The sequence below is a fragment of the Bacillus sp. FSL R5-0439 genome, assembly GCF_038008805.1.
GTDB classification, from domain to species: Bacteria; Bacillota; Bacilli; order Bacillales; family Bacillaceae; genus Bacillus; species Bacillus safensis.
This window is the reverse complement of the sequence record NZ_JBBOZW010000001.1, coordinates 1,526,840-1,553,302: the sequence shown is the minus strand read 5'-3', so window position 1 is coordinate 1,553,302 and position 26,463 is coordinate 1,526,840. Positions and strand designations below refer to the sequence as shown.

Here is a 26,463-nt window from a genome sequence, read left to right as displayed (position 1 = left end):
TTCACAAAAAATAAAGACCCGCATGAGCTGCGTGTCTTTTAGCTTTCAGGCTTCTCAAAAGTGAGGGGACCAAATTTTTCTGTTCGAATATCCCGAATAATGATTTCGGTGGTTTTGTCATAGTTTATGAATCCCCCGCTCATTAGACAGCCGCGCTTAGTCCCAATTGCATCAAACAGCTCAACCGTATCTTCAGGTATCTCCGCTAGGTCATAGCGTTTTTTTAATCGCTCTGGGTAGTTCTCTTCTAGAAAACGAAGTGCATACACAGCGACATCCTGTAAGTTGATGATCGAATCTTTGATCGCTCCAGTCACCGCAAGTCTGAGTCCTACTTGCTCATCTTCAAACTTCGGCCAGAGGATTCCAGGGGTATCGAGCAGCTCTAGTTCTTTCCCTACCTTTACCCATTGCTGTGATGTCGTAATACCAGGACGGTCTCCTGTTTTGGCAATGTTCTTTTTCGCTAAACGATTGATTAAGGTCGATTTTCCGACGTTGGGAATCCCGATAATCAGTGCTCGAATGGCACGTGGTTTGACGCCTTTCGCTTTCATGCGGTCGAACTTTTCTTTTAAAATTTCTTTTGAAGTTGTGATGATCTGATTTAACCCTTGTCCATCGACAGAGTTAATAGCTAGTGACCGAACGCCTTGCTGCTCAAAATGCGCCTGCCACTCCTTTGTCATACGAGGATCTGCTTTATCAGCTTTGTTTAATAGCATGATTTTGGGTTTATTTTGAAGGATTTCTTCGATCATTGGGTTTCTAGAGGACATCGGAATTCTTGCATCGGTTAATTCAAATACGATGTCGATGAGCTTTAATTTTTCTGTGACTTCACGTCTTGCTTTTGCCATATGGCCTGGAAACCATTGAATCGTCATATGTGCACCTTCTCTCTTCTACCTGTTATCTTTATACATTGTACAAAAAAAGAGCCTGTTACAGGTAACAAGCTCTTTCCTTTGATATCATTATCGTCTGATTTCTTTGATACGAGCCGCTTTACCGCGAAGTTCACGTAGGTAGTAAAGTTTCGCACGACGTACCTTACCGTGACGTACAACTTCGATCTTAGCGATTTTTGGTGTGTGTACAGGGAATGTACGCTCAACGCCTACACCGTAAGAGATCTTACGAACTGTGAAAGTTTCGCTGATTCCACCACCACGACGCTTAATTACAACACCTTCAAAGATCTGGATACGCTCACGAGTACCCTCGACAACTTTAACGTGTACACGTAAAGTGTCACCAGGACGGAACGCAGGAAGATCAGTGCGTAATTGTTCTTTTGTGATTTCTTCAATCAAATGTTGCATCGTTTTCAACTCCTTCCAACAGATGCTCATGTCCTCTTTCTTCATTGCAGCGGAACATCGTTTTCAAACTTGGATCAGCAAGCCGTCCAAGTCACAAGTAGTATCATACCATACCTCTATGCCGTGTGCAATACAATCTAGTCATTATGAAGCTGCCAAAGCCATCTTTTTTCATCATCCGTTAATGTTTTGCAAGAATCGATCAAATCTGGCCGTCTTGTATAAGTTCGCTTCAATGATTCTTTGCGCCGCCACTCTTCTATTTTGGCATGATTTCCAGAGAGGAGCACATCCGGCACTTTTAGTCCTTTATAATCCGCTGGCCTTGTATAGTGCGGGTGCTCAAGCAGACCTGTACTGAATGAATCTTCGATGTGAGATGCTTCTTTTCCAAGCACATGAGGCAAAAGCCTGACCACACTGTCTGCAATCATCATCGCTGGCAGCTCTCCGCCTGTGAGGACGAAATCTCCGATTGAGATCTCATCTGTGACAAGATGCTCCCTGATGCGCTCATCGTAGCCTTCATAGTGGCCGCAAATGAACATAAGATGCTCTTCTTTTGCAAGTTCTTCTGCCTTTTTTTGTGTATATCTTTCCCCTTGAGGACAGACAAGAATAACTCGGGGCTTCGTGCTTGCTTTCTTCGTTAAATCTTCTACCGCATCAAATACGGGCTGTGCTTTCAGTACCATACCAGCACCGCCGCCATACGGATAGTCATCCACTGTTTTATGCTTATGATCCGAATACTCTCTAAAATTGACAACATGAAATGAAACAGCTTCTTTCTCCTGTGCTTTTTTTAAGATCGATGAGTGAAGCACACCTTCGAACATTTCAGGAAAAAGGGTTAAAAAGTCGATTTTCATTCGTCAATGAGTCCTTCCATCATTTCAATGCGAACAGTTTTGGATGAGATATCAATGTTTTTGACGACAGATGGAATATATGGAATGAGGGCATCTTTTTTGCCTTTTCTTCCAACCACCCACACATCATTTGCCCCTGGCGTAAGGATTTCTTTGATTTGGCCGATCAGCTTGTCCTCTTCATCGTATACTTCACAGCCAATGATTTGGTGAAAATAAAATTCTCCTTCGTCTAATGACCCAAGATGTTCTTTTTCTACCTTTAAGATTGACTCTTTCAGAAGCTCTGCTTCATTTAATGAGTTGATTTCTTCAAATGTGAGTAAATCAAACTGTTTGTGCTGGCGGTGTGATGCGACAGTCACTTTCAGCGGCTCTTTTTGACCTTGTTTAAAAATATAGAGCACGCTTCCCTTTTTGTAACGCTCTTCTGGGAAATCCGTCTTTGACACGACGCGTACTTCTCCGCGCACTCCGTGTGTATTGACGATCTTTCCAACATTCAACCATTCTAGCTCCATGTTCTCAATCACCCCTGACGTATTTCCACAATGGTGCCGTCTTTCACGACGATGACATTATCTTGCATTTTGTCATCCCATTTATCACCTATTTTTACTTCAACCAGTGCATCCACTTCTGTTTCTTTCATTTCACTTCCAAGCGGCAAAATATGAAGCTGCTCTACTTGAAAATCAATCTGCCTGATCTTCTCTTGCCTTTTATCGATCGCTTTTTGAAATTGAGGGATGGCTTCTTGCTGATGTGGTTCTTTTTCATGTTTTTTTAGTTGAAAATATAATTGATTGCATTCACGTTCTAGTCTTTCTTTTTTCTCCAAAAAAGTCGTTAACAGTTTGTCCTTACTGCTTTCAGTTAATACTTGCATCACGGTGACATGTTGAATGATCTGCATCTTCCTTTTTGTCCCCCTATCCGAAGGCATTTGTCCTCTACAGTATAACGAAAAATAGATTTAAACGTGTAAAAAAAGGGGAGGTCCTAAGCCCTCTCCCTTTTTAGTCAGCAATCTCAAGTTGAACTTTCTTAGAAGACTCTGCACTTGCTGCAAAAATGACTGTTCGTATCGCTTTTGCTGTACGTCCCTGCTTTCCGATCACTTTTCCGGTATCTTCAGCATTGACAGACAGTGTGTAAATCACCTGCTCATCTTTTTCTAATGAAGATACGTGAATATCTTCAGGGAAATCAACAAGTGGCTCGACGATGGACACAATCAATTCTTCCAAGGACAGCTCATTCATTATTTGCTGTTTTTCGCATTATGAAATTTTTCAAGAATTCCTTGGCTTGAGAAAAGGTTGCGAACTGTATCAGATGGTTTCGCACCATTTTGAAGCCATTTAAGCGCTAATTCTTCGTTGATTTTCACCTCAGCTGGTGATACCACTGGGTTGTAAGTTCCAACTGTTTCGATGAAACGACCGTCACGTGGTGAACGAGAATCTGCTACAACAATACGATAGAAAGGAGATTTTTTTGCTCCCATACGTTTTAAACGAATTTTTACTGCCATTTTACTAGCACCTCCGAAAATATTTCAACAAGATAGTATATTAACAATGATAAAAGGGTTTGTAAAGTGTTTTTTCTTAACAACGGTTTTATCATGTATAACCAATTACATAAATGGTAATTTAAAGCCCTTTTTCTTTCCTTTGGACATGTTGGTCATTTGCTTCATCATCTTTTTCATTTCATCAAATTGCTTTAAAAGGCGATTGACTTCCTGTACAGATGTTCCGCTTCCTTTTGCAATCCGTTTTCTTCGGCTTGCATTGATGACCTCTGGCTGTTCTTTTTCCTGAGTCGTCATTGATTTAATGATCGCTTCGATGTGATTGAGCTGCTTTTCGTCCACTTGGACGTTTTTGAGCCCTTTCATTTTACCGGCTCCCGGCATCATTTGGATCAGTTCATCAAGAGGACCCATATTTCGAACTTGGCCAAGCTGCTCGAGGAAATCATCGAGCGTGAAGCTCATTGTCCGCATTTTTTGCTCAAGCTCTTTCGCTTTATCTTGGTCGACGTTTGCCTGTGCTTTTTCAATCAGCGTGAGCACATCTCCCATGCCAAGAATTCTTGATGCCATCCGCTCTGGATGGAATGGTTCAATTGCATCAAGCTTTTCTCCTAGTGCAGCGAATTTAATCGGCGTATTGGTGACAGCTCGAATAGAAAGGGCTGCACCGCCTCTTGTATCACCGTCTAGTTTTGTGAGAACAACACCTGTTAAACCAAGCTGTTCATTAAAGCTTTTTGCGACATTGACAGCATCTTGACCAGTCATAGAGTCAACAACTAGGAAAATTTCTTCTGGATTCGCTACTTCTTTTACTTTTTGAAGTTCATCCATTAATTCTTCATCGATATGAAGACGTCCTGCTGTATCTAAAATGACATAATCATGGTGTTCTTCTTTCGCTTTTTCAATTGCCTGTTTGGCAATTTCGACAGGGCTGACTTGATCACCTAATGAAAACACCGGCATATCAAGCTGTTTCCCAAGCGTTTGAAGCTGCTGGATCGCTGCTGGTCTATAAATATCAGCAGCCACCATCATCGGCTTGCGATTATGTTTTTTGCGAAGTAAATTGGCAAGCTTCCCAGTTGTGGTTGTTTTACCTGCCCCTTGAAGACCAACCATCATAATGACTGTTGGAGATTTTTTCGCTACAGCGATCTTACTCTCTTCTCCGCCCATTAATTCAGTGAGTTCTTCTTTTACAACTTTAATGACCTGTTGTCCAGGGGTAAGGCTTTTCATGACCTCTTGTCCAACTGCCCGCTCACTTACTTTTTTCACAAAGTCTTTGACTACTTTAAAATTGACGTCAGCTTCAAGAAGGGCAAGGCGTACCTCGCGCATCATTTCTTTTACATCTTGCTCTGACACTTTTCCTTTGCCGCGGATTTTTGAAATCGTCTGCTGCAGTCGGTCGGCTAATCCTTCAAATGCCATACTGTGCCGCCTCCTAATCTAATTTCTCAAGCGATTCAATTAAAGCTTCTGCTTCTTCCGTTTGCGCAGAATCAGCTACAAGCTCTCTCATTTTTTTGAGAAGTTCTTTACGCTCTTTAAATTTCTTAAACAAGAGCAGCTTTTCTTCATATTGTTCAAGCATCGCTTCAGTCCGTTTAATATTATCATAAACAGCCTGCCTTGATACTTCATATTCATCCGCAATTTCACCGAGGGAAAAATCGTCTAGGTAGTAAAGCGACATGTAGCTCTTTTGCTTTGCGGTCAACAACGATTGATAGAAGTCAAACAAGTAATTCATTCTCGTTGTTTTTTCAAGCGTCATGGGCTCTCTCCCCTTTGTTAAGTTCATTCCCTTTACATCAACTAAGTTTACACGGTTCTCTTCTGTGTGTCAAGTTTTTATCTTGTCACTTCATGAAGCTACGTATAAATAAAAATGCCAGCAGTTTTGCCGGCATTTTTTTGTTAGTCTTGTTGATCAATTACGTCTGAGAATAATCCATACACATACGATTCTGCATCAAACTCTTGCAAATCGTCCACCTTTTCACCTAAACCGACAAGCTTTACTGGGATGTTCAGCTCATTTCGAATCGCAAGAACAATTCCGCCTTTTGCAGTACCGTCAAGCTTTGTTAAAGCAATCCCTGTCACATTTGTCGCTTTAGAAAATTCCTTGGCTTGTGCCATGGCATTTTGACCTGTTGTCGCATCAAGAGCGAGCAATACTTCATGAGGTGCATCTGGAACCTCGCGCTCAATAACTCTCTTGACTTTCTCCAGCTCTTTCATCAAGTTGACTTTGTTTTGAAGTCTTCCTGCTGTATCGCAGATGAGGACATCTGCATTTTTCGCTTTTGCTGATTGAACGGCATCATAGATCACCGCTGCTGGATCAGAGCCTGCTGTTTGTTTGACGACAGGAACACCTGAACGCTCTCCCCAAACTTCAAGCTGCTCGATCGCACCGGCACGGAACGTATCACCTGCTGCTAAAATGACGGATTTCCCTTCATTTTTCAGCTTGTTTGCAAGCTTGCCGATAGTCGTTGTTTTCCCAACACCGTTGACGCCTACAAACAAAATGATATTCAAACGCCCGTCTTCAATGTTCAGCGCAGAAATTTGTTCCTCTCCGCTATTGTAGATGTCAACCAGTTTTTCAGAAATCACCGCTTGTACTTCACTTGGGTCTTGAATGTTTCTTAATTTCACTTCTTTTTTCAGCTCATCAATCAGTTCCATCACAGTTGTGAAACCAACATCAGCGCCGATCAGAACCTCTTCGAGCTCTTCAAAAAAGTCTTCATCGACTTTGCGGTAGCGAGAAATCAGTTCATTTACTTTTCCCTGGAAGGAGTTTCTCGTTTTTTCGAGTCCATCTTTAAACTTTTCTGATACTGAATCGGTTTGCTGCGTAAATTTTTCTTTTAATTTCTTAAAAAAGCTCATTGGTTCAAAAACCTCCTTTAATTACTGGACAAGCTCTTTCGTTTCTTCTAGTTTGACAGATACAAGCTTAGAAACACCTGATTCCTGCATGGTCACACCGTAGAGCACATCGGCTTCTTCCATTGTTCCCTTGCGGTGCGTAATGACAATGAACTGTGTTTCCTCGCTGTATTTCTTTAAATATTGCGCAAAACGGAAAACATTTGCTTCATCAAGCGCCGCTTCTACCTCATCTAATACGCAGAATGGAACAGGTCTCACTTTTAAAATAGAGAATAGTAAAGCGATCGCTGTTAAGGCTCTCTCCCCGCCTGAAAGCAGGCTTAAGTTTTGCAGTTTTTTCCCTGGCGGCTGCGCGACAATATCAACGCCAGAGTTGAGCAAATCATTTGGATCTGTCAGCTTAAGATCAGCTCTTCCGCCGCCAAATAATGCTTGGAATACAGATTCAAAGTGCCCGCGAATTTGAGAGAATGTCTCAGAGAAGCGCTTTGTCATCTCTTGATCCATTTCTTCGATGACTTGGAATAATGTATTTTTCGCTTCTGTCAGATCATTTCGCTGCTCTGTTAAGAAGAGATAGCGTTCATTGACACGTTCATACTCGTCAATGCTGCCTAAGTTTACTGTTCCAAGCTCTTCAATCGCTAGTTTGATCAGCTTCACTCGTTTTCTCGCTTCATCTGGCGATAACGTCAACTGATACATCTCTTTTGCTCCTTCAAACGAAAGAGCATATTCATCGTTCAAATAAGCAATCAGGTTATCGAGCTCGACTTCCATACGGCCTAGCTTAATCTCTTCATCTTTTAAGCTTGTAGTGAGCTGCTTGTATAAACGCTTTTGTTCTTTAAGTTCACGTTCAGCGAATTCTAATGTTTCAGAAAGAGCAAGACGCTGCTTACGCCGCTCTGAAATGAGTGCGGTTGTTTTGTTTTTGTTTTCCAGCTTCTCTTTCGCCGCTTCTTCCAGTTGTTCGGCTCCGCTTGAACTAGATGACATTTCACTTGTTAAGAGTGACAGATCTTCTTTTGTTTCCATCAGCGTCTGTTCAGCCTCTTCTAATTCAGCCATTAAACTCGAAAGCTTTTCTTGTTCATTGGCTAAGGACTGATCTTTTTTGGCAAGCGAGATTTTCAGCTCTGTTAATTCGGCAGAAATGGTTTCTTTCGTTGAGCTTTGCGTCTGCTTACGCTTTGTTAATGTATTGATCTCTTGATCAAGAGCCGTCAATTTTTCACCTATAGAGGCTTCAAGAGTAACCTGCTTTTTGTCCTTATCCGCAAGTTCAGTAGAACGCTGCTGCAATTCTTCTTTTTCTTGATCATAGAGTTCAAGATGAGCATTGATATTTTTTTCTGCGACTTGCAGTTCGTATAGCTTTCCTTTGAGTTCTTGCTGCTTTTCACGAAGCGTTTCGCCGCGCTGGCGCAGTTCGTTTAATTGGCTTTCGTTTGCTCCGATCAATTGCTTCGTTTCTTTTGTTTCTTTTTCAAGGATCGTTGTTTTCTCTTCCATTTCAACGAGCTGCTTTGTTAACGTTTCGATCTCCCGGTTTCTTGAAAGAAGAGAGTTGTTCTTTTTCTTTACGCCGCCACCGGTCATTGAACCGCCGGGGTTTACGACATCTCCATCAAGGGTCACGATACGGTAACGATGTCCAAGCATTTTTGCCAATTCATTGGCGCCTTTTAAGTCTCTAACGATCAGCACAGTTCCAAGTAAATTCTGAATCACCTTTTGATACTTTTCGTCAAAGGAAACGAGGTGACTCGCTACACCGATAAATGCAGCGTGCTGCTCTGCTGTTTGGACATCTCTGAGCTGAATGGTTCTTTCTTTGATGACGTTCATTGGCAGGAAGGTTGCACGTCCAAAGGAATGCTGCTTTAAGTATCCAATCGCTTGTCTCGCAGCAGCTTCATTTTCTGTGACGACGTGCTGCGTGGCTGCACCTAGCGCTATTTCAATTGCTGTCTCATACTGCTGATCCGTTTGAATCAGCTCTGCAATGGCACCGTGAATACCGCCTAACCGTTCTTTTGCCTTTAAGACCTCTTTCACTCCTTGGAAAAAGCCTGAGAAGTCTTCCTGCATGGATTCAAGCATCTCTTTTTTGGATTTTGCCTGCTGTACGTATTGATAGGCTTGGTAAAGAGCCGTTTCTTTTTTCTCGTATTGACGTTTTATTTGCTCAAGCTTTTGTTCTGCTTCTCTAAAACGTTTGACTTGAGCCAGAATGTCATCTTCCAGTGCTGAAAGCTGCTGCTCAGCCTCTGTTTTCTTTTCTTTGACAGACACTCGTTCTTCGATATGTTTTTGGTTATTTTGCGTCAGTCGCTCTAGCTGCATCGCCGCTTGGCGCTGCTGTTCTTCTAGTAATTTACGTTCATTACGGATGGAAGCCTGTTCATTGAGCAGATCAAAATAATCGCTTTTCAGCTGTTCAATTTGACCTTCCACATCTTCGCTATGAAGCGACAGTTGATGCTGCTTTGTGTTCACTTCATCTTTTAGCTGCTGCACTTCTTTTTGCAAGCTGTCCCGCGTAATTTTCTGCTGTTCAATCTTTTCGGTTAACAGTGCCTGCTTTTTACTTAAGCGAACGAGCGTTTCTTCTAGCTGCCCTTGGTTTGCGGCGGCATTTTTTTTTCGTTCTTTTAGCACTTCTTTTTTTCCTTCAAGCTTTTCTAATTCTTCACTTGTGAAAAGAAGAACTTCTTGCAGGTCATTAATTGATTCATCAAGCGCTTGAATGCGGTCTCTCGACTCTTCAATTTTGGCTTCTTTTGCTTGGATATCTGTAGACTGCTTCATTTCATCTTGTTTGAAGCGCTCGACTGCTTCACCAAGTGTTGTCCATTTTTCATGAAGTGCTTCGATGTCATGGACAGTGAGGGCGATTTCGACATTTTCAAGCTCTTCTTTTTTTTGCAAATAGTCTTTTGCAATAGAGGCTTGCATTCTTAATGGTTCTACTTGATCTTCTAGTTCATGCAGAATATCTTCTACTCGGTTTAAGTTGTCCTGCGTTTCAAACAGTTTATTCTCGGCTTTTTTCTTTCTTGTTTTATATTTCAAAACACCAGCCGCTTCTTCAAAGATGCTTCTTCTCTCTTCTGCCTTACTTGATAGAATTTCTTCTACCTTTCCTTGACTGATGATTGAAAAAGCTTCTTTTCCAAGACCTGAATCCATGAAAAGATCAATAATATCCTTTAAGCGGACAGATTGATTGTTGATGAGAAATTCACTTTCTCCTGAACGATAAACCCTTCTTGTCACACTGACTTCGTGAAAATCGATCGGTAAAAAGTGGTCTTCGTTATCTAATGTTAAAGTCACCTCTGCTAGATTGACTCTTTTCCTTGAGTCACTTCCTGCAAAAATGATATCTTCCATTTTTCCTCCGCGGAGGCTTTTCGCTGATTGTTCTCCAAGTACCCAGCGGATGGCATCGGTAATATTGCTTTTGCCGCTTCCGTTTGGTCCAACAACAGCTGTGACCCCTTTGACAAAGTCCACGGTCACTCGCTGTGCAAATGATTTGAATCCTATCACGTCTAAACGTTTGAGGAACATGAGAGTGATCCTCCTTATGTATTTAAAGTACTATCATCTTACCATATGAAGTGTAAAAAGATGATGGAAAACAGAGTGAAATCCCCCTGAATAACGAGGGGGATTTTATTGGTTCATATGATGTTTCTGCAATTTAGCAAGTGCTTCCTGTGCAGCGTGCTGTTCTGCTTCTTTTTTAGAGCGTCCATTTCCGATTCCGAGCACTTCACCTCGAAGGGATACATTTGCTTCAAATTCCCGGTTATGTGCAGGCCCTTTTTCATGCAGGATGCGGTATTCAAGCACACCTTTTCCATCGCGCTGCACAAATTCTTGCAGTTGGCTTTTAAAGTCCATGACGTGCGAGAACGCTCCATCATTAATTTTCGGATAAACGTACGCTTCTAGGAACCGTTCAACTGGTTCCAGCCCCTGATCTAAATAAAGTGCACCGATAAACGCCTCGAATACGTCCGCTAAGAGTGCTGGGCGTTTTCTGCCGCCTGTCATTTCTTCGCCTTTTCCTAAGAGAACAAGGTCACCGAAGGACAGCTCATGCGCTAGTGATACAAGTGACGGTTCACATACGATCGCCGCTCTTAGTTTCGTTAAATCTCCCTCGCTCATCGCTGGATATTTTGCAAATAAGAATTGAGAGATGGTCAATTCTAAAACAGCATCTCCTAAAAATTCAAGTCTTTCATTGTCCTCGTATGGCTTTTTCCGGTGTTCATTCACATAAGAGGAATGGGTAAAAGCTTGATATAGAAGCTTTTCATTTTTAAAGTGTACAGAAATGCGCTGCTGGAATTCTCTAAATTGCTCTAGTTTTTTGCTCTGTTTCTGTTTGTCTTTATATTGTTTTGGCATAGCAACCTCCAGGTAGGCGTAATCGCCTTTAAGGATACTGATTATATGGAGTCTCTCTTTCTACATGCAGGGAAACATTGCTCCCAGCATCTGAAAAAGGCTGACAATTGATCAGCTGAATGTGTTGAAACTAACATAAATTTTCAAAGTCCCGTCGAAAGTAGACGGGACTTTGTTACGCTTATTGCTGGTTATTTATGTAGTTCACAGCGTCACCGACTGTTGCAATTTTTTCAGCATCTTCGTCAGAAATTTCCATATCGAACTCATCTTCAAGTTCCATAACTAGCTCAACTACATCAAGGGAATCAGCGCCTAAATCTTCTTTAAATGAAGCTTCCATTTTCACGTCAGCCTCATCAACGCCAAGGCGGTCTACAATAATTTTTGATACACGCTCTAATACGTCTGCCATTGCCTTTCACCTCCCCTCAAAGTATTATAGTTGAATTGTTTTTAAAAAACTAGAGAAAACCTAATGAAATTTTGATATTTCTTAGGACATGACCATTCCGCCATCTACTTGGATGGTTTGGCCTGTAATATAACCTGCTCCTTCTGAAGCTAAAAAGACAACGACGTTGCTAATATCTTCAGGTGCACCAAAGCGTGCGAGCGGAATTTGCTTGAGCATTTCCGTCTGTACATTTTCATCAAGCTTGTCTGTCATATCTGTTGAAATAAAGCCTGGCGCTACTGCATTAACTGTAATATGACGGGTTGCCAGCTCTTTTGCTGTTGTTTTCGTTAATCCAATGACGCCAGCTTTTGCTGCAACATAGTTTGCTTGTCCAGGGTTACCACACACACCAACAACTGAAGCCAAATTGATGATTCTTCCGTTTCGCTGCTTCATCATTTGACGTGTCACGGCTTTTGTACAGTTAAAGACACCTTTTAAGTTTATGTTAATAACATCATCCCATTCATTCTCTTTCATTCTCATGAGCAGGTTGTCCTTTGTGATTCCTGCATTATTCACAAGAATGTCAATTGAACCAAAGGTATCGATCGCTTGTTTCATCATGGCTTGTACTTCTTCAGCATTTGAGACATCAGCTTTCACAGCAAATGCCTGCTGGCCGAGTGCTTTGATTTCATCGACGACTTCATTTGCTTTTGCTTCGTTTCCAGAATAGTTCACGACAACATTTGCACCACTTTTCGCTAAATCAATCGCGATGGAACGGCCAATCCCGCGTGATGCTCCTGTTACAACGGCTGTTTTATTTGTAAGCATCAAGAATCCCCCTTGAGTGTTTGAATGGCTGCTTCAATGGTTTCTTGATCTGAAACGGAAATCGTCGTCAGGCGGCGATTCACTTTTTTCACAAGACCTGAAAGCACTTTGCCAGGACCAATTTCAATAAATGTTGTGACGCCTAGATCAATAAGGCGTTCCACACTTTCTTCAAAACGAACTGGAGAATACAGTTGTTCAATGAGCTTTGTCTCAATGTCATCACGAGATGTCACGATGTCTGCTGTTACATTTGAGATGACCGGAGTTTTGGCATCCGCAATATCCAGCTTTGACAAAACATCTGTAAATTTTTCAGCAGCTGGTTTCATTAATGCAGAATGGAAAGGTCCGCTCACTTCAAGAGCAATTGCACGTTTTGCGCCTTTTTCTTTCGCTTTCTCTGAAGCAAGTTCTACCCCTTTTGCTGTACCAGAGATGACGATTTGACCAGGACAGTTTAAGTTAGCGAGCTCTACAAGGTGACCGCTTTCTGTCACTTCTTTTGTCACTTCGACAAGTGCCGCTTTGTCTAAGCCGAGAATCGCTGCCATGGCGCCTTCTCCTGCTGGAACAGCTTCATTCATTAATTCTCCGCGCTTTCTGACTGCATAAACAGCATCTTTAAACGAAAGTGCGCCTGCTGCAACGAGGGCAGTGTATTCGCCAAGACTGTGTCCCGCTGCATAATCGGCTTTGATTCCGCTCTCTTCAAATTTTTTTAAGATGGCGATACTTGTCGTTAAAAGAGCTGGCTGCGCGTTATAAGTGAGCGTCAGTTCTTCTGCATCCCCTTCAAAAATCATAGAAGATAAATCAAACCCGAGGGTATTGTCTGCTTCTTCAAATACAGCTTTAGATACTGCTTCTTGATCAAATAAATCTTTTCCCATGCCAATTTTTTGAGAGCCTTGGCCAGGGAATAAAAATGCAATTTTAGTCATGCTGCTTTACCTCCATTAAGACTCTTTCGTCGTTTCTTTTTGGACTTCTTGATGAATGATAGCTGAAACGTCTTTTTCTACGATATCACGTGCCTGACGAATTGCATGGAAAATGGCATTTTCATCAGAGGAGCCGTGCGCTTTAATAACAGGTGCCTTTAAACCAAATAAAGCGGCACCGCCATATTCAGAGTAATCCATTTTAGATTTCATCTGCATCAATTTCGGCTTCATCATGCCTGCTGCTATTTTTGCTGTGAAACTGGATGTTAATGTTTCTTTCAGCATTTTAAAGACAGAAAGGGCTGTGCCTTCAATTGTTTTAAGCGCAATATTTCCTGTGAAACCATCTGTGACAACAACGTCAGCAACACCTTCTAATAAGTCACGGGACTCTACATTTCCTACAAAATTCAAGTCTGATGCTTTTAATAATTCAAAGGTTTTTTTCGTTAAATCGTTGCCTTTTTTATCTTCTGTTCCTACATTTAACAGTCCAACACGCGGATTGCTCTTTGGGAAGACACGCTCTGCGTAGATGGATCCCATCATGGCATATTGCACGAGATGTTCTGGTTTTGCATCAACGTTGGCACCAACATCTAGTAATAAGAAGCCGCTGCTATCCAGTGTTGGCAAAGTTGGGGCAAGGGCTGGTCTGTCAATACCGTCAATTCTGCCTACGATAAACAGCCCAGCTGTCATGAGGGCACCGGTATTTCCTGCTGAGATGCAGGCATCTGCTCGTCCCTCGGAGACTTCCTGCGCCATTTTCACCATAGATGAATCCTTTTTACGTCTGACTGCACGCACTGGTTCATCCGTCGGTTCAATGACTTCTTTTGCATCTAAAATCGTGATGCGATCGTTGTTTGTTATGTATGGTTTGATTTTGTTTTCATCGCCGACAAGTGTAATCTCGATATCTGAAAATGCTGTTAAGCTTTTTTGCACACCGTCAATAATGGCTTTAGGGGCATGATCTCCCCCCATTGCATCGACTGCAATTCTCATATTACGTGCCACCTTTTACTTTTGTTTTGAGCGATACATGACGAAGTCACCTGAGAAGACAACTTCCTCACCAACATAGCTGTTTACTTCAACTACGGTTCTTCCTTTTTCTTTATCATGTGAGGCTACTTTGGCTTTAGAGACGACTCTTTCGCCTTGTTTCACCTGCCTTGTAAACCTGATATTCGCTTTTGCTGTCAAAGCCAATTCATCGTCGATTACGGCAACTGCCAGCGAATTTGCCTGGGCGAAGAGATGATGTCCCCTGGCAATTTGGTTTCGGCTGAATACATGCTCTTTTCTCACTTCTAAAATGGAAATGGCTTGGTCATCAAGTTCTACATCAATCATTTCTCCAATCACTTCATCCAGTGGAAGTGATTTTACTTCATCCTCTAATGTCTTTTCGGCCACATGCTTAATTCTTTCGCGTAATTCAGGGATCGACAGCTCTAAACGATCAAGACGAACCGTTTGTATGCTGACACCGAATTTACTTGCCAATTCTTCATCAGTAATGAATGGAGTCGAGCTGATCGTTTGCTGGAGGAGCTTTTGACGTTCTTTTTTATTTAGTTTCATATGCAGACACCATCCGTACATTTATGACTAGGTACTAATAGTAGTATATAATCTCATAGATGATAAATCAATCCTTGTTTCAAAAAGACAAGAAAATTCCTCCAGCGTTTGATCAGCTTAATTTATCTCCGCCCAACACACCGCTGTCTATCAGCGTTTGCCGGAGTTCTTTGTATTCGGGATCAGTCCAAAAGGCGTCCGATTGGACAAGGTCTGCCGCATCTTTTCTAGCCGTTTCCAGCGCTCTATAGTCGTGAACCATATCTGCTACCTTAAATTCGGGCATCCCGCTTTGTTTTTTACCGAAGAAGTCGCCGGGTCCTCTTAGTTCTAAGTCCTTTTCAGACAGCTCAAAGCCATCGGTTGTTTCGGACATGATCCGCATCCGCTCTTTTCCCGTTTCTGACTTTGGATCAGCCATTAAAATACAAAATGATTGATGCTCTCCTCGGCCGACCCGCCCTCTTAGCTGATGAAGCTGAGACAACCCGAAGCGGTCTGCATCATAAATAACCATGATGGTTGCATTCGGCACGTTGACCCCGACTTCAACGACTGTGGTTGAAACAAGAATTTGCACTTCATTTGCGGTAAAGGCTCTCATGACTTGATCTTTTTCATCACTTGCCAGTTTCCCATGCATTAAGCCGATTGACCACTTGCCGCGGTATGCCTCAGTGAGCATGCTATGGACATCAAGCGCATTTTGAACATCCAGCTTGTCTGATTCTTCAATGAGCGGACAAATAATATATGCCTGTCTGCCTTTTCTCAGCTCTTTATCCACAAAAGCAAGAATTCTCTCAAGCATGTCATGCTTCACCCAATACGTTTCGATTTGTTTTCTGCCAGCTGGCAATTCATCAATGACGGATACATCCATTTCTCCAAAGACAGTAATCGCAAGTGTTCGCGGAATAGGTGTAGCAGTCATAAACAAGACATCCGGATCCTGCCCTTTACTTCGCAGTTTTTTCCGCTGCTCTACGCCAAACCGGTGCTGCTCATCTGTGATGACTAGACCGAGCTGCTGAAATTCGACTTCGTCTTGAATGAGTGCGTGGGTACCGACTAAAATGTCAATCTCGCCTTCTTTTAGACGTTCAAGCAATTCTCTGCGGCGCTTTCCTTTCACAGAGCTTGTCAAAAGGGCGATATTCAGTCCCCATTTTTCAAACAGCTGGTAAAGCGAATCAGCATGCTGTTCTGCTAAAATTTCTGTTGGGACCATTAATGCACCTTGAAAACCTGATAAATGAGCGGCATAAAGCGCAATGGCTGCAACAGCTGTTTTCCCTGAACCTACATCTCCTTGAAGCAGACGGTTCATTCGATATGGAGACGCCATGTCCGACATGATTTCATCAAGCACTCGTGATTGTGCCTTTGTCAGTGGAAATGGCAGGCTGTGAACAAACTCAAAAACAGCCTCTTTGGAAAACGGATGCTGGATGCCTGATGTTCTCTCTCGTTCTTTCTTTCTAATCGCCTGCATCTTCAGCTGAAAGATGAGAAATTCCTCGTACACAAAACGGCGTCTTGCTTGCTTGAGTGAGTCTCTTGTTTCTGGGAGATGAATGGTTTTTAATGCTTCCTGATAGGACATGAGTTTATAGGCAGAAACAAGCTGCTTTGGCAATGGATCTTCAGCTTTGTCTGCATAAAGTGACAAGGCTTGTTTCACAAAGCGTCTCATCATTTTCACGGTCACATTTTCTTTTACTGAATAAACGGGCTCTATACTGCCATCTTGCTCGTGCGTTCCTTTTTTAAATTCCTGGACCATGATAGATTGGCGGTTTTTATCCCATTTTCCTGTGACGGAAACTGTATCACCTAACACAAGGTTTCGTTTTAAATATGGACGATTGAAACAAATCGCTGTAATGAGAAAACGCCCGACAAGCAGCCTGAATGTCAGCCTGCTTCGTTTTTTTCCATAATAGGTGAGAACGGGCTCACTATGTACTTTCCCTTCAACTGTGACTCGTTCGTCATGCCTTACTTCTTCTAAGTTACGAAGCTCATAGTCGTCATATCGATAAGGAAAGTAGCCGAGTAAATCGGCTACTGTGTAGATTCCAAGTTCATTGAGTGTTTTTTCGGTTTCCTCTCCAATCCCCTTCAGGACAGAGACATTATCTTGCAGTTTCTGTATCACGAGATGAGGTCACACCTCCGAAAATCTTCTTTTCAAGCTCTCTTGCTGTCGGTGTCGCAGCGAGTCCGCCTTGTGCTGTTTCACGAAGAGCTGTTGGCATCGTTTGACCGATCTTGTACATCGCATCAATGACTTCATCACAAGGAATGCGGCTAGTGATGCCGGCAAGTGCCATGTCTGCTGCGATCATAGCGTTAGATGCACCCATTGCATTTCGTTTCACGCACGGCACTTCGACAAGTCCTGCTACTGGATCGCAAACAAGTCCAAGCATATTTTTGAGTGTAATCGCCATCGCTTCTGCAGATTGCTGCGGTGTACCGCCTGCCATTTCGACAATTGCTGCTGCTGCCATACCTGATGCAGAACCTACCTCTGCCTGACAGCCGCCTGCTGCACCAGAAATGCTGGCGTTATTCGCCACAACAAAACCAAATGCACCAGAAGTAAACAGGAATCTGACCATTTGTTCCTTTGTTGGCTTTAATGTTTCTTTTACTGCAAATAACGTACCTGGTACAACACCTGCTGAGCCTGCTGTAGGCGTTGCACAAATGGTTCCCATTGCGGCATTGACTTCATTTGTTGCAACAGCCTTACTAACAGCATCTAATATTGTATGACCAGACAGCGTTTTGCCTGATGCGATATAGGCTTGAAGTTTGACTGCATCTCCGCCTGTTAACCCTGATAATGATTTCACACCCTTCAGCCCGTTTTCCACAGCCTGCTCCATCACTTCTAGATTGCGGTACATCTGGGAGAAAATTTCTTCACGTGACTTCCCTGTCACTTCCATTTCTTGCACAATCATAATTTCTGAAATGGAGGTATTCCGTTCTTCTGTTAGCTGCACGAGTTCTTTGACGTTTTTAAACATCATTCATAACCTCCTTGTTGTTACTCTGCTATTTGTGTGACTTGAATAATGTTTGGCAGCGTTTCAAGCTCTGATAGGACAGCTGGGTCAATATTTTGATCCACTTCAATCGTCATCAGCGCCTCTTGCCCGACATCTTTACGCGCCACTTCCATATGACCGATGTTGATGGCGAATTTCGCTAAGACATTGGCAACTGCCGCAATCGTCCCGTAGCGATCGTTATGAACCACAAGAATGGCAGGATGATTCCCTGAAAGCCTGAGCTCAAAGCCATTTAATTCTGTGATTTCAATTTTACCTCCGCCGATGGAAATGCCGATTAATTCAAGGCTTCCGTTCGCATCTGAAATCTCTACTTTTGCTGTATTTGGATGCGCCGGCACTGCCTCTTCTTCTTTAAATTCAATATCGATCTCTTTGCTTTTAGCAATATCGATCGCTGTTTTGATTCGTTCATCAAATGTATCAAAGTCAAGAACACCGCCGATAATGGCGACATCTGTACCATGCCCTTTATACGTATCTTTAAAGGAACCATAAAATGAAACGACAATTCGTTTCGGCTCTCTTCCAAATAAGCTGCGAGCTACTCTCCCGATACGAGCCGCACCCGCTGTGTGCGAACTTGATGGCCCAATCATGACAGGTCCAATAATATCAAACACACTTCTAAATTTCATAGGTCTTCCCCTCTCATCACCACTCACGTATGGTTTGGTTCTTTCTTTAGACTAATGGATTCATTCGTTTCCCGCAACTCATTTTACCGTTGAATGGCTAGTAAAAAATTGCAAAAGAAGAAGAAGGGCTTTATTTGCCCTTCTTTCGTTATTCAACCGCCAAAATATATGAATAAAGCGGCTGTTTTCCATCGTGGACTTCAACTTCTACATCTTCAAATGATTCTTCAATAAAGGCTTGTAACGCATCCAGCTCATCGGATGATGCATCTTCCCCTTTAATGATGGTGACAATCTCATCATCTTCTGTCACCATTTTGGCGAGAAGTTCTTTTGCTGCATCTAATTGATTTTTCGCTGTTAAGGTGATTTTCCCGTTGAACAGACCCATATAGTCACCTTTCGCAATGTCGATTCCATCAATTTGGGTATCTCTCACTGCAAAGGTAATTTGCCCGCTTTTCACATGGTCAATCGCTTCTAGCATCGCTCTTTCGTTATCTTCATTTGAAGCTGCTTCATTGAGAGAAAGAAGTGCCGACATTCCTTGAGGAACGGTCTTCGTCGGAATGACAACGACCTCACGGTTTGAGACAGTTGCCGCCTGTTTAGCTGCCATGACAATATTAGAATTATTAGGTAAGATAAAGACGGTTTCGGCATGTACGCTTTCTATTGCTGTGACAATGTCTTCTGTGCTCGGATTCATCGTCTGCCCGCCTTCAATGACGACGGAAGCTCCGATGCTTTTGAACAAGTCAGCAATTCCTTCTCCCATTGCGACACTGACGACACCAAAGCGCTGTTTTTCAGCAGCAGGTGCTTTTGGTGCAGCAGGTGCATGTTCTCTTTCTTCGTTTACGATTGAGCTATGCTGCTCTCTCATGTTCTCAATTTTCATATTAATCAAGCTGCCGTAGCGCTGGGCATATGATAAAACATCTCCCGGCTGCTCTGCATGAATATGAACTTTCGCAAGTGTATCGTCAGACACTACAAGAAGTGAATCTCCGAATTCACTTAAGTCTTCTCTGAAGGCATTCTCATCAAAGGACTGTTTGTCTTCTTCAAATTTCACCATAAATTCAGTACAATAGCCAAATTCGATATCTTCTGTGTTCATATGGCTTTGCGCACTTTTATGATGCTCTGCACTGACAAGTTCTTTTAGCGTCGGTAAAGAAGCAGCTTTAGGAGGAAGCTCTTCTCCTCTTAATGAAGCAAGGAAACCTTCATATACGCATAGAAGTCCTTTACCTCCACTATCGACAACACCCACTTCTTTTAAGACAGGAAGCAGATCTGGCGTTCGATCAAGTGATGCTCTTGCTTCCTCAATCGTTAACTCTAGAACGCGGTCAATTTGATCTTCTGCCGCTGAAACAGCAACCGCTTTCTTTGCTGCATCCTTTGCAACCGTTAAGATGGTTCCTTCAATCGGTTTCATCACGGCTTTATATGCTGTATCAACACCCGCCTGTAAGGCAAGAGCAAATTCTTTTGCATCAATCGTTTCTTTTTGTTCAATATGTTTACTGAAACCTCTAAAGAGCTGTGACAGGATCACGCCTGAGTTTCCTCTTGCGCCCATCAATAACCCTTTCGAGAGAGCCACGCCGACCTTCCCAATATGATCGGTATTTGTTTCTTCAACTGCTTTTGCCCCTGAAGTCATCGACAAATTCATATTTGTCCCCGTGTCTCCGTCTGGCACTGGAAAAACATTTAACGCATCCACAATTTGTGCGTTTTGAGAAAGATGGTGAGCACCTGCAAGAATCATTTTTGCAAATGAGCGGCCATCAAGATTTCTAATAGACAATATATTTCCTCCTTACTACGGGTTCGTAACTTTTACTCCTTGTACATAAATGTTGACCGAGTCAACAGAAAGTCCAATTGTGTGATGAATCGTGTATTTGACTTTCGTTTGAACATTATGTGCGACTTCTGATATTTTTGTACCGTAGCTGACGATGATGTACATATCAATATGAATGCGGTCTTCTTTTTGACGCACAAGAACACCCCGGCTGAAGTTCTCTTTGCGGAGAATATCCGTCAAACCGTCCTTGATTTGATTTTTGGACGCCATGCCAACAATACCATAGCAATCGATCGCAGCGCCTCCTGCCACCATTGCAATGACTTCATTTGATATATCAATTTGTCCGTATTTCGTTCTAAGTTCAATGGACACATTGGTTCCCCCTTTTTGAGAAATTGCCCTGAGTTATCACTATTTTACTATAAGACCCTTCTTTTTAAAAGAAATCATTCAATCCGACCCAATCCTACTTATACTATAGCCTTGATTTTTTATCAAGATGTCAAGGTATTTTTCTTGAAAGAGGAGTAAACAATCCTTGCAAACCCCTTGAAGCTGTGGTAAATTATTAAAGTATCTTGAGGCATCTCTAAGTACGTATATGAAGAATATGATGATGTTTTCGCAGTTAGGAGGGAAACAAATGGCACGTAAATGCGTTATTACAGGCAGAAAAACAAAAGCTGGGAACAACCGTTCTCACGCAATGAACTCTACAAAACGTACATGGGGCGCGAACCTTCAAAAAGTTCGTATTCTAGTGGACGGTAAGCCTAAAAGAGTATATGTATCAGCTCGAGCTTTGAAATCTGGTAAAGTTGAGCGTGTATAAGCAAGAGTAAACGCCTGCTACAATAAACTGTAGCAGGCGTTTTTATGTGGAAATAAAGGAGATTACTCATTAATCTTTTTTAAATGAACCAAGCATCGCACGGACAATGCCGCCAAGAAATCTAGGCAGTTTGATTGTATAAAATTTCATTTTGTCCCCCTCCTAAAAGTACCGCTTGCAGCACAATTGAGCTTAATCAGCCATCCACATTGATAGGTTGGTCAATCTTTGCTTCTTACCATTATTAATATGCCTTTATGAAAAGAAAAAGTACCATTTGAGTGGATGAGTTCGTTACTAATACATAGTGTGGAACCGGGCTCAATATGACAATTTTTCAGAGGATATTTGAAACCTTTTAATGTCAGCTTTTCAACCGATGTACCAAAGGGCAGAAACGACACATATTTTTTATCCGGGTCTTCTTTGATTTCGTATGTACCAGGCTCAAACATTTGAATGATATTTTGTTTATCTACAAGAGTCATGTTCTGCTTGTGCTGAATGCCTTGATATAGAAGGTGAATATTTCCTAGAAAATGATCAGCCCTTCCTCCTGTAATGCCGTAGATGTAAATATGCGCTGGGTGCTGGCACATGGCCCAGTTCAGTGCAAGCTCTAAATCGGTTTCATCCTTTTCAGCCTGAAATACATTCAGGGCAGGCAATTTCTTTTTCAGCTCACAAAGCTCTTCTTCTGTCACACTGTCAAAATCACCAAAAGCCTTGGCAGGCATGATGCCGCGCTCTAGTAAAAAAAGCGTTCCCCGGTCTACACCAACCCAGAGAATATCATCCTGCGATGCTTCATGTTCAAGGGGCGGAATGTATTCAAAAGGACCGCCGGCTACGATATGTATGTGCATGATATACGCTCCTCTCCATGTAAAAAGAACCAAAGATCAGAGTGACTTTGGTTCCTTTTTTTACGCTTCTCGAATAGCCTGAATAGCAGCTGCACGGTTGTCTTTACCGTATACCGCTGAGCCGGCCACAAGTAAATTAGCGCCCGCCTCTTTACAGCTTTTTGCAGTCTCTACATTGACACCGCCGTCTATTTCTATGAGTAAGTCTGATAAGCCCTTTTGTTCGCTAAGGGTCTTCACTTCTTTTACCTTCGTGAGGACAGAAGGAATAAACGCCTGTCCGCCAAAACCAGGATTCACCGTCATGAATAAGACAAGGTCTACATCCTCTAATACATGCTCAATCTGAGAAACAGGTGTGTGCGGGTTCAAGACGACACCTGCTTTTACACCTTGTTCTTTTATGTGCTGTATCGTTCGGTGCAAGTGCGGACAAACCTCAACATGGACAGAAATAATGTCAGCACCTGCTTTGGCGAATGCAGGAATATACCGGTCTGGCTGCTCAATCATTAAGTGAACATCAAGCGGCAGCTTTGTATGCGGTCTGATTGCTTGCACAACATTCGGCCCAAATGTGATATTCGGTACAAAATGGCCGTCCATCACATCGATATGGATGTAATCCGCTCCGCCTTGTTCCACATCACGGATATCTTTCTCCAAATTGGCGAAATCTGCTGATAAAATGGAAGGGGCAATATAAACCATGATTTAGTACCTCGGCTTTCTGTCTTTGATTTCAGTTAAAAACTCTAAATAATGCTGATAGCGATACTCTCTGATTTGCTCTTGTTCGACCGCATCTTTTACCGCACAGCCTGGCTCTTTCACGTGCAGGCAGCCTCTAAACTTACAATCTGCACTCCGCTCTTTGATTTCTAAAAAGTAAAGACCTAAATCTTCCGCTTCGATGCCGGTAAATTCGAGTGAGCTAAAGCCAGGTGTATCTGCAATAAGCCCTTCTGCTGTACGAATGAGTTCGACATGTCTTGTCGTATGCTTCCCTCTTCCAAGATGGGAGGAAATATCATTAGTTTTCAGCGCCAGATCAGGACTCATCGCATTTAAAAGGGAGGACTTGCCTACACCAGACTGACCAGCAAATACAGTGATCTTATTGTGAAAATGCGGGGTCAGCTTTTCAATTCCGTCTCCCTCGATCGTGGATGTTAAATGAACATCATATCCAATTTGCCGATAGTCCTCTGCATAGCCTTGAATACTTTCACGCTCTTCATCTGTTTTCAATAAATCCACTTTTGTGATACAGATAATCGGCTCAATATCATTTGCTTCTACAAGCACTAGAAATCTGTCTAAAAGCGATGTGCTGAAGGTTGGTTCTGTCGCAGAGAAAACGAGCACCGCTTGATCGACGTTACTAATAGGCGGACGAACAAGTTCATTTGTCCGCTCTTTTACTTCTAATAAGTAGCCTTCTTTATCGTTGTCTGCTTGATACACAACATAATCTCCAACAAGAGGTGTGATTTTGTTTTTACGAAAAATGCCTCTTGCTCTGCACTGAATCACTTTTCCACTTTCTAAAGACTCATCAAGCACATAATAAAATCCGCTTAATGCTTTAATAATTTTGCCCTCAGGCATAAAGTCCCTCCTTTATTCATCTTCAGGGTATTCAATTGTTTTAGAGCTTACGACTTTATCATCAACCGTCACTTGATAGTATCCTTTTTGACCTGGTTCAATCTTAAATTTAATGGTCCGTTCGGTTGGTGCAGTGATGTTAAAGGTTTCATATGAATCAGAAATGCTATGCTCAGCATCGTCAATGGAAATCTGAACGGTCATCTCTTGCCCTTCTGTTACTGGTTCATACGGGATGGCAATCTTCTCAGTCACTGTTTTAGCCGGTTTTTTCTTCGGTCCGAGTGAGAAGGTGATCTTAACCGTATCACCTGGTTTCACAGCAGTACCAGCTCCTGGCTCCTGTTTCATCACTTCACCTTTTGGCACATCATCAGAATACGCTTCTTTTTCATCAAGCTTTAATCCGTTATCCTCTAAATAATTCGATGCAGCCTGTTTACTATATGTCGTTAAATCCCGCAAAGTAATATCGGCAGGACCTATGCTGACCGTCAACGTCACTTCTTCATCTGCTGCCACAAGCTCAGTACTCGCTGAAGGTTTCTGTTCCATGACAATCCCAGATTCGGTGTCATTATCATTTACTTCCTCCACAACAACTTGCTTAAACCCTTTTTTCGCTAATAATTCTTTTGCTTTATCGACCTTTTCACCAGTTACATCAGGTAATTCGGTCTTTTCCTTGCCCGTACTTTGGTAAAGCTGAATCTCGGTTCCTTCTTTTACCTTTGTGCCGATTTTCGGGTCTGTTTTGACGACAAGCCCTTTTTCAATTTTTTCATCAGCGATCTCAATTGGATCAGAGGCGACGGTAAAGCCGGCTTTCTTCAAGGTGTCCTCGGCTTTATCAATCGTCATGCCAGATACATCAGTGACCTCCACATCTTTTGGAAAAAGCAGTCCCGGAAACACAGTGATGGCTAAAATAGTCGCAGCAGTCAGAATAAATAGGATGGATGCCACAATCCAAGGCCATTTTTTCCGTTTCTTTTTCGGCTTTTGTTTCTCTTTTTTCTTCGGTTTTTGCACTGGATGGACAGCTGTTTTTTCATTGTCTTGATCGACTTGATGATCTTGAATGATTGGGATCGCTTTCGTTGCTTCATGATCTTCTTCGATCACAAAGCGTTTTTCTTTTAGCCTTGAAGGGTCGAAAGCAGTTTGTAAATCTTTTTGCATTTCAGATGCATCTTCATATCGATAAAAAGGATCTTTGGCCATCGCCTTTAAAATGATGTTTTCCACGCTTTGTGGAACAGAAGGATTCCACCTTCTCACAGATGGCGGCTCTGATTGCAAATGCTTCAGCGCAACACTGACAGCTGATTCCCCTTCAAATGGCATGCGGCCAGAAATGAGTTCATAGAGCACAATGCCAAGTGAATAGATGTCTGATTTTTTCGTCGCAAGACCTCCGCGTGCTTGTTCTGGAGACAAATAGTGCACGGATCCTAGGACCGAATTTGTGTGGGTGATGGTCGCTGAGCTGAGTGCTATGGCAATCCCGAAATCAGTGACTTTAATATTCCCCATGTTGTCTATTAATATATTGTGAGGCTTAATGTCCCGGTGGACGAGCTGTTTCGCATGGGCTTCTTCCATCGCCGCAACGACTTGCTCCATAATGCGAACGGCTTCTTTCGGATGAAGCGGGCCATTGGCGTGTATGTATTCTTTTAGCGTCATCCCCTCGACATATTCCATGACAATATAATAAATGTCATCTTCTTCCCCTACATCGTAGATGCTGACAATATTTGAATGATCTAAGCTTGCGGCTGATTGCGCCTCGCGCCGGAAACGTCTAATAAAATCATCATCGCTTGCAAAGTCAAAGCGCAAAATTTTAATCGCGACTTCGCGATCTAAAATCATATCCTCCGCCAAATAAACGTTTGCCATTCCGCCTCCGCCTATGACGCGAAGAATCTGATAACGGCCGCTGATCCGTTTTCCGATCAACACTTGCTGTCACCCTCCTCTGGCTGGGAGGAGATTTCTAACAATACTGCTGTAATGTTATCTTCACCGCCGTTGTCATTCGCTGTTTGGATTAATGCTGTTACTTTTTCATCTGGTGCGGTCGTTTGGTTTAAAATATGAATCAAATTCTCTTCTTCTACTTTATTTGATAATCCATCTGAGCAAAGCAGGATTTGATCTCCTGGGTCCACTTCAAAAGTATGTGCATCGATTTGAACGTGTTTATCTGTTCCCAATGCTTTTGTAAGCACATTTTTTCTTGGATGATATTCTGCATCCTCTTTAGAAATTTCACCTGTTTTCACAAGCTCATTTACAAGTGAATGGTCATCTGTTAGCTGGGTCAGTGCTCCTTCTCTTAGCAAGTAGCAGCGGCTGTCTCCAATATGGGCAATTGTGACCGTTTGCAAATGAACGAGCGCACAAACAATGGTTGTCCCCATTCCTTGGCACTCCTCATTGTTTTTCGCATGTTCATATACTTGATCATTAATGTCACTAATTTTTGAGATTAACCAGCTTTCTTGCTCTGCTGGTTTTGCTGGGATTGAAGATGTTTCTTCCCAGTATTCTTTTAAAGAAGAGACGGCCATCCTGCTGGCGACATCACCAGCAAGATGACCTCCCATTCCATCAGCTACAACAGCTAGAAGGGTGTCTTCTTTTGCTTCAAAAATACCTGCATCATCTTCATTATGCTGACGGACTTTTCCTGTATCGGTTTGAAAGGCTGCCCTTATCAACATTCG

At 42.5% G+C, this 26,463-nt stretch carries 29 protein-coding genes; 1 reads left to right on the top strand and 28 read right to left on the bottom strand.

The genetic code is table 11. The annotated features are described in order from the left end of the window. Window positions 1-38: 38 nt before the first annotated feature. From ylqF to NST59_RS07750, 22 genes are all read right to left on the bottom strand, one after another. Window positions 39-887 (bottom strand): ribosome biogenesis GTPase YlqF, encoded by an 849-nt coding sequence (ylqF, locus tag NST59_RS07855; protein WP_024424188.1) that lies wholly within the window; start codon window positions 885-887, stop codon window positions 39-41. A gap of 90 nt (window positions 888-977) precedes the next feature. Beyond that, complete coding sequence (rplS, locus tag NST59_RS07850; protein ID WP_008354510.1) at window positions 978-1,325, bottom strand: 50S ribosomal protein L19; 348 nt, start codon at window positions 1,323-1,325, stop codon at window positions 978-980. A 137-nt stretch (window positions 1,326-1,462) separates the two neighbouring features. Further along, on the bottom strand, window positions 1,463-2,197 hold the full coding sequence (gene trmD, locus NST59_RS07845) for a tRNA (guanosine(37)-N1)-methyltransferase TrmD (RefSeq protein ID WP_058837710.1): 735 nt from the start codon (window positions 2,195-2,197) through the stop codon (window positions 1,463-1,465). After that, window positions 2,194-2,718 carry a ribosome maturation factor RimM gene (rimM, locus tag NST59_RS07840; RefSeq protein ID WP_058837711.1) on the bottom strand — a complete coding sequence of 175 codons (525 nt, stop codon included), beginning with the start codon at window positions 2,716-2,718 and terminating at the stop codon, window positions 2,194-2,196. The genes trmD and rimM overlap by 4 nt, the downstream gene beginning before the upstream one ends. 8 nt (window positions 2,719-2,726) lie before the next feature. Then, entirely contained in the window at window positions 2,727-3,113 is a 387-nt protein-coding gene (locus NST59_RS07835) for a YlqD family protein (RefSeq protein ID WP_024424191.1), read from the bottom strand. A gap of 103 nt (window positions 3,114-3,216) precedes the next feature. Further along, a complete protein-coding gene (locus NST59_RS07830) occupies window positions 3,217-3,462 on the bottom strand; it encodes a KH domain-containing protein (RefSeq protein ID WP_024424192.1) in 246 nt (81 codons plus the stop codon). Further along, a complete protein-coding gene (gene rpsP / locus NST59_RS07825) occupies window positions 3,462-3,734 on the bottom strand; it encodes a 30S ribosomal protein S16 (RefSeq protein ID WP_008344841.1) in 273 nt (90 codons plus the stop codon). Before rpsP ends, NST59_RS07830 begins: the two co-directional genes overlap by 1 nt. Window positions 3,735-3,839: 105 nt before the next feature. After that, window positions 3,840-5,180 carry a signal recognition particle protein gene (gene ffh / locus NST59_RS07820; protein WP_024426967.1) on the bottom strand — a complete coding sequence of 447 codons (1,341 nt, stop codon included), beginning with the start codon at window positions 5,178-5,180 and terminating at the stop codon, window positions 3,840-3,842. Window positions 5,181-5,193: 13 nt separating this feature from the next. Continuing rightward, a complete protein-coding gene (locus NST59_RS07815) occupies window positions 5,194-5,526 on the bottom strand; it encodes a putative DNA-binding protein (protein ID WP_012009935.1) in 333 nt (110 codons plus the stop codon). Between the two features lie 143 nt (window positions 5,527-5,669). After that, window positions 5,670-6,656, bottom strand: a complete 987-nt coding sequence (ftsY, locus tag NST59_RS07810) for a signal recognition particle-docking protein FtsY (protein WP_024424194.1) — start codon at window positions 6,654-6,656, stop codon at window positions 5,670-5,672. 21 nt (window positions 6,657-6,677) lie between these two features. Beyond that, complete coding sequence (gene smc / locus NST59_RS07805) at window positions 6,678-10,238, bottom strand: chromosome segregation protein SMC (protein ID WP_327841988.1); 3,561 nt, start codon at window positions 10,236-10,238, stop codon at window positions 6,678-6,680. A 105-nt stretch (window positions 10,239-10,343) separates the two neighbouring features. Beyond that, complete coding sequence (gene rnc / locus NST59_RS07800; RefSeq protein ID WP_008344850.1) at window positions 10,344-11,087, bottom strand: ribonuclease III; 744 nt, start codon at window positions 11,085-11,087, stop codon at window positions 10,344-10,346. Window positions 11,088-11,268: 181 nt separating this feature from the next. Next, a complete protein-coding gene (gene acpP / locus NST59_RS07795) occupies window positions 11,269-11,502 on the bottom strand; it encodes an acyl carrier protein (protein ID WP_008344853.1) in 234 nt (77 codons plus the stop codon). Between the two features lie 81 nt (window positions 11,503-11,583). Further along, window positions 11,584-12,327 carry a 3-oxoacyl-[acyl-carrier-protein] reductase gene (gene fabG, locus NST59_RS07790; RefSeq protein WP_048239680.1) on the bottom strand — a complete coding sequence of 248 codons (744 nt, stop codon included), beginning with the start codon at window positions 12,325-12,327 and terminating at the stop codon, window positions 11,584-11,586. Further along, window positions 12,327-13,271 carry an ACP S-malonyltransferase gene (gene fabD, locus NST59_RS07785; protein WP_047202149.1) on the bottom strand — a complete coding sequence of 315 codons (945 nt, stop codon included), beginning with the start codon at window positions 13,269-13,271 and terminating at the stop codon, window positions 12,327-12,329. The genes fabG and fabD overlap by 1 nt, the downstream gene beginning before the upstream one ends. Window positions 13,272-13,286: 15 nt before the next feature. Beyond that, complete coding sequence (plsX, locus tag NST59_RS07780; RefSeq protein WP_144491195.1) at window positions 13,287-14,285, bottom strand: phosphate acyltransferase PlsX; 999 nt, start codon at window positions 14,283-14,285, stop codon at window positions 13,287-13,289. Between the two features lie 15 nt (window positions 14,286-14,300). Then, complete coding sequence (fapR, locus tag NST59_RS07775) at window positions 14,301-14,867, bottom strand: transcription factor FapR (RefSeq protein WP_024424199.1); 567 nt, start codon at window positions 14,865-14,867, stop codon at window positions 14,301-14,303. 112 nt (window positions 14,868-14,979) lie between these two features. Next, a complete protein-coding gene (gene recG / locus NST59_RS07770) occupies window positions 14,980-17,028 on the bottom strand; it encodes an ATP-dependent DNA helicase RecG (protein WP_144491194.1) in 2,049 nt (682 codons plus the stop codon). Beyond that, complete coding sequence (sdaAA, locus tag NST59_RS07765) at window positions 17,006-17,908, bottom strand: L-serine ammonia-lyase, iron-sulfur-dependent, subunit alpha (RefSeq protein ID WP_024424200.1); 903 nt, start codon at window positions 17,906-17,908, stop codon at window positions 17,006-17,008. Before sdaAA ends, recG begins: the two co-directional genes overlap by 23 nt. Before the next feature lie 20 nt (window positions 17,909-17,928). Next, complete coding sequence (gene sdaAB, locus NST59_RS07760; protein WP_024424201.1) at window positions 17,929-18,591, bottom strand: L-serine ammonia-lyase, iron-sulfur-dependent subunit beta; 663 nt, start codon at window positions 18,589-18,591, stop codon at window positions 17,929-17,931. Between the two features lie 148 nt (window positions 18,592-18,739). Continuing rightward, window positions 18,740-20,413 (bottom strand): DAK2 domain-containing protein, encoded by a 1,674-nt coding sequence (locus NST59_RS07755; RefSeq protein WP_144490558.1) that lies wholly within the window; start codon window positions 20,411-20,413, stop codon window positions 18,740-18,742. Between the two features lie 15 nt (window positions 20,414-20,428). Continuing rightward, the gene (locus tag NST59_RS07750; protein ID WP_008344871.1) at window positions 20,429-20,791 is read right to left on the bottom strand and encodes an Asp23/Gls24 family envelope stress response protein; all 363 of its coding nucleotides are present in this window, start codon (window positions 20,789-20,791) and stop codon (window positions 20,429-20,431) included. Between the two features lie 271 nt (window positions 20,792-21,062). On the opposite strand from NST59_RS07750, the gene rpmB reads away from it, so the two are divergent. Further along, window positions 21,063-21,251: a 50S ribosomal protein L28 gene (gene rpmB / locus NST59_RS07745; RefSeq protein WP_003212514.1), complete on the top strand. Its 189-nt coding sequence runs from the start codon at window positions 21,063-21,065 to the stop codon at window positions 21,249-21,251. A gap of 69 nt (window positions 21,252-21,320) precedes the next feature. Here the strand turns inward: rpmB and spoVM are convergent, their stop codons facing one another. The 6 genes from spoVM to NST59_RS07715 all read right to left on the bottom strand — a co-directional run bounded on the left by spoVM (window position 21,321) and on the right by NST59_RS07715 (window position 26,460). Further along, a complete protein-coding gene (gene spoVM / locus NST59_RS07740) occupies window positions 21,321-21,401 on the bottom strand; it encodes a stage V sporulation protein SpoVM (protein WP_008354550.1) in 81 nt (26 codons plus the stop codon). Between the two features lie 71 nt (window positions 21,402-21,472). Next, window positions 21,473-22,117, bottom strand: coding sequence for a thiamine diphosphokinase (locus NST59_RS07735; protein WP_144490560.1), 645 nt, complete (start codon window positions 22,115-22,117; stop codon window positions 21,473-21,475). A gap of 60 nt (window positions 22,118-22,177) precedes the next feature. After that, window positions 22,178-22,828 carry a ribulose-phosphate 3-epimerase gene (rpe, locus tag NST59_RS07730; RefSeq protein WP_144490561.1) on the bottom strand — a complete coding sequence of 217 codons (651 nt, stop codon included), beginning with the start codon at window positions 22,826-22,828 and terminating at the stop codon, window positions 22,178-22,180. Between the two features lie 3 nt (window positions 22,829-22,831). Continuing rightward, window positions 22,832-23,728, bottom strand: a complete 897-nt coding sequence (gene rsgA / locus NST59_RS07725; protein WP_144490563.1) for a ribosome small subunit-dependent GTPase A — start codon at window positions 23,726-23,728, stop codon at window positions 22,832-22,834. Window positions 23,729-23,740: 12 nt separating this feature from the next. Continuing rightward, entirely contained in the window at window positions 23,741-25,696 is a 1,956-nt protein-coding gene (gene pknB, locus NST59_RS07720) for a Stk1 family PASTA domain-containing Ser/Thr kinase (RefSeq protein WP_144490564.1), read from the bottom strand. Further along, a complete protein-coding gene (locus tag NST59_RS07715) occupies window positions 25,690-26,460 on the bottom strand; it encodes a Stp1/IreP family PP2C-type Ser/Thr phosphatase (RefSeq protein ID WP_029706534.1) in 771 nt (256 codons plus the stop codon). Before NST59_RS07715 ends, pknB begins: the two co-directional genes overlap by 7 nt. Between the last annotated feature and the right edge of the window lie 3 nt (window positions 26,461-26,463).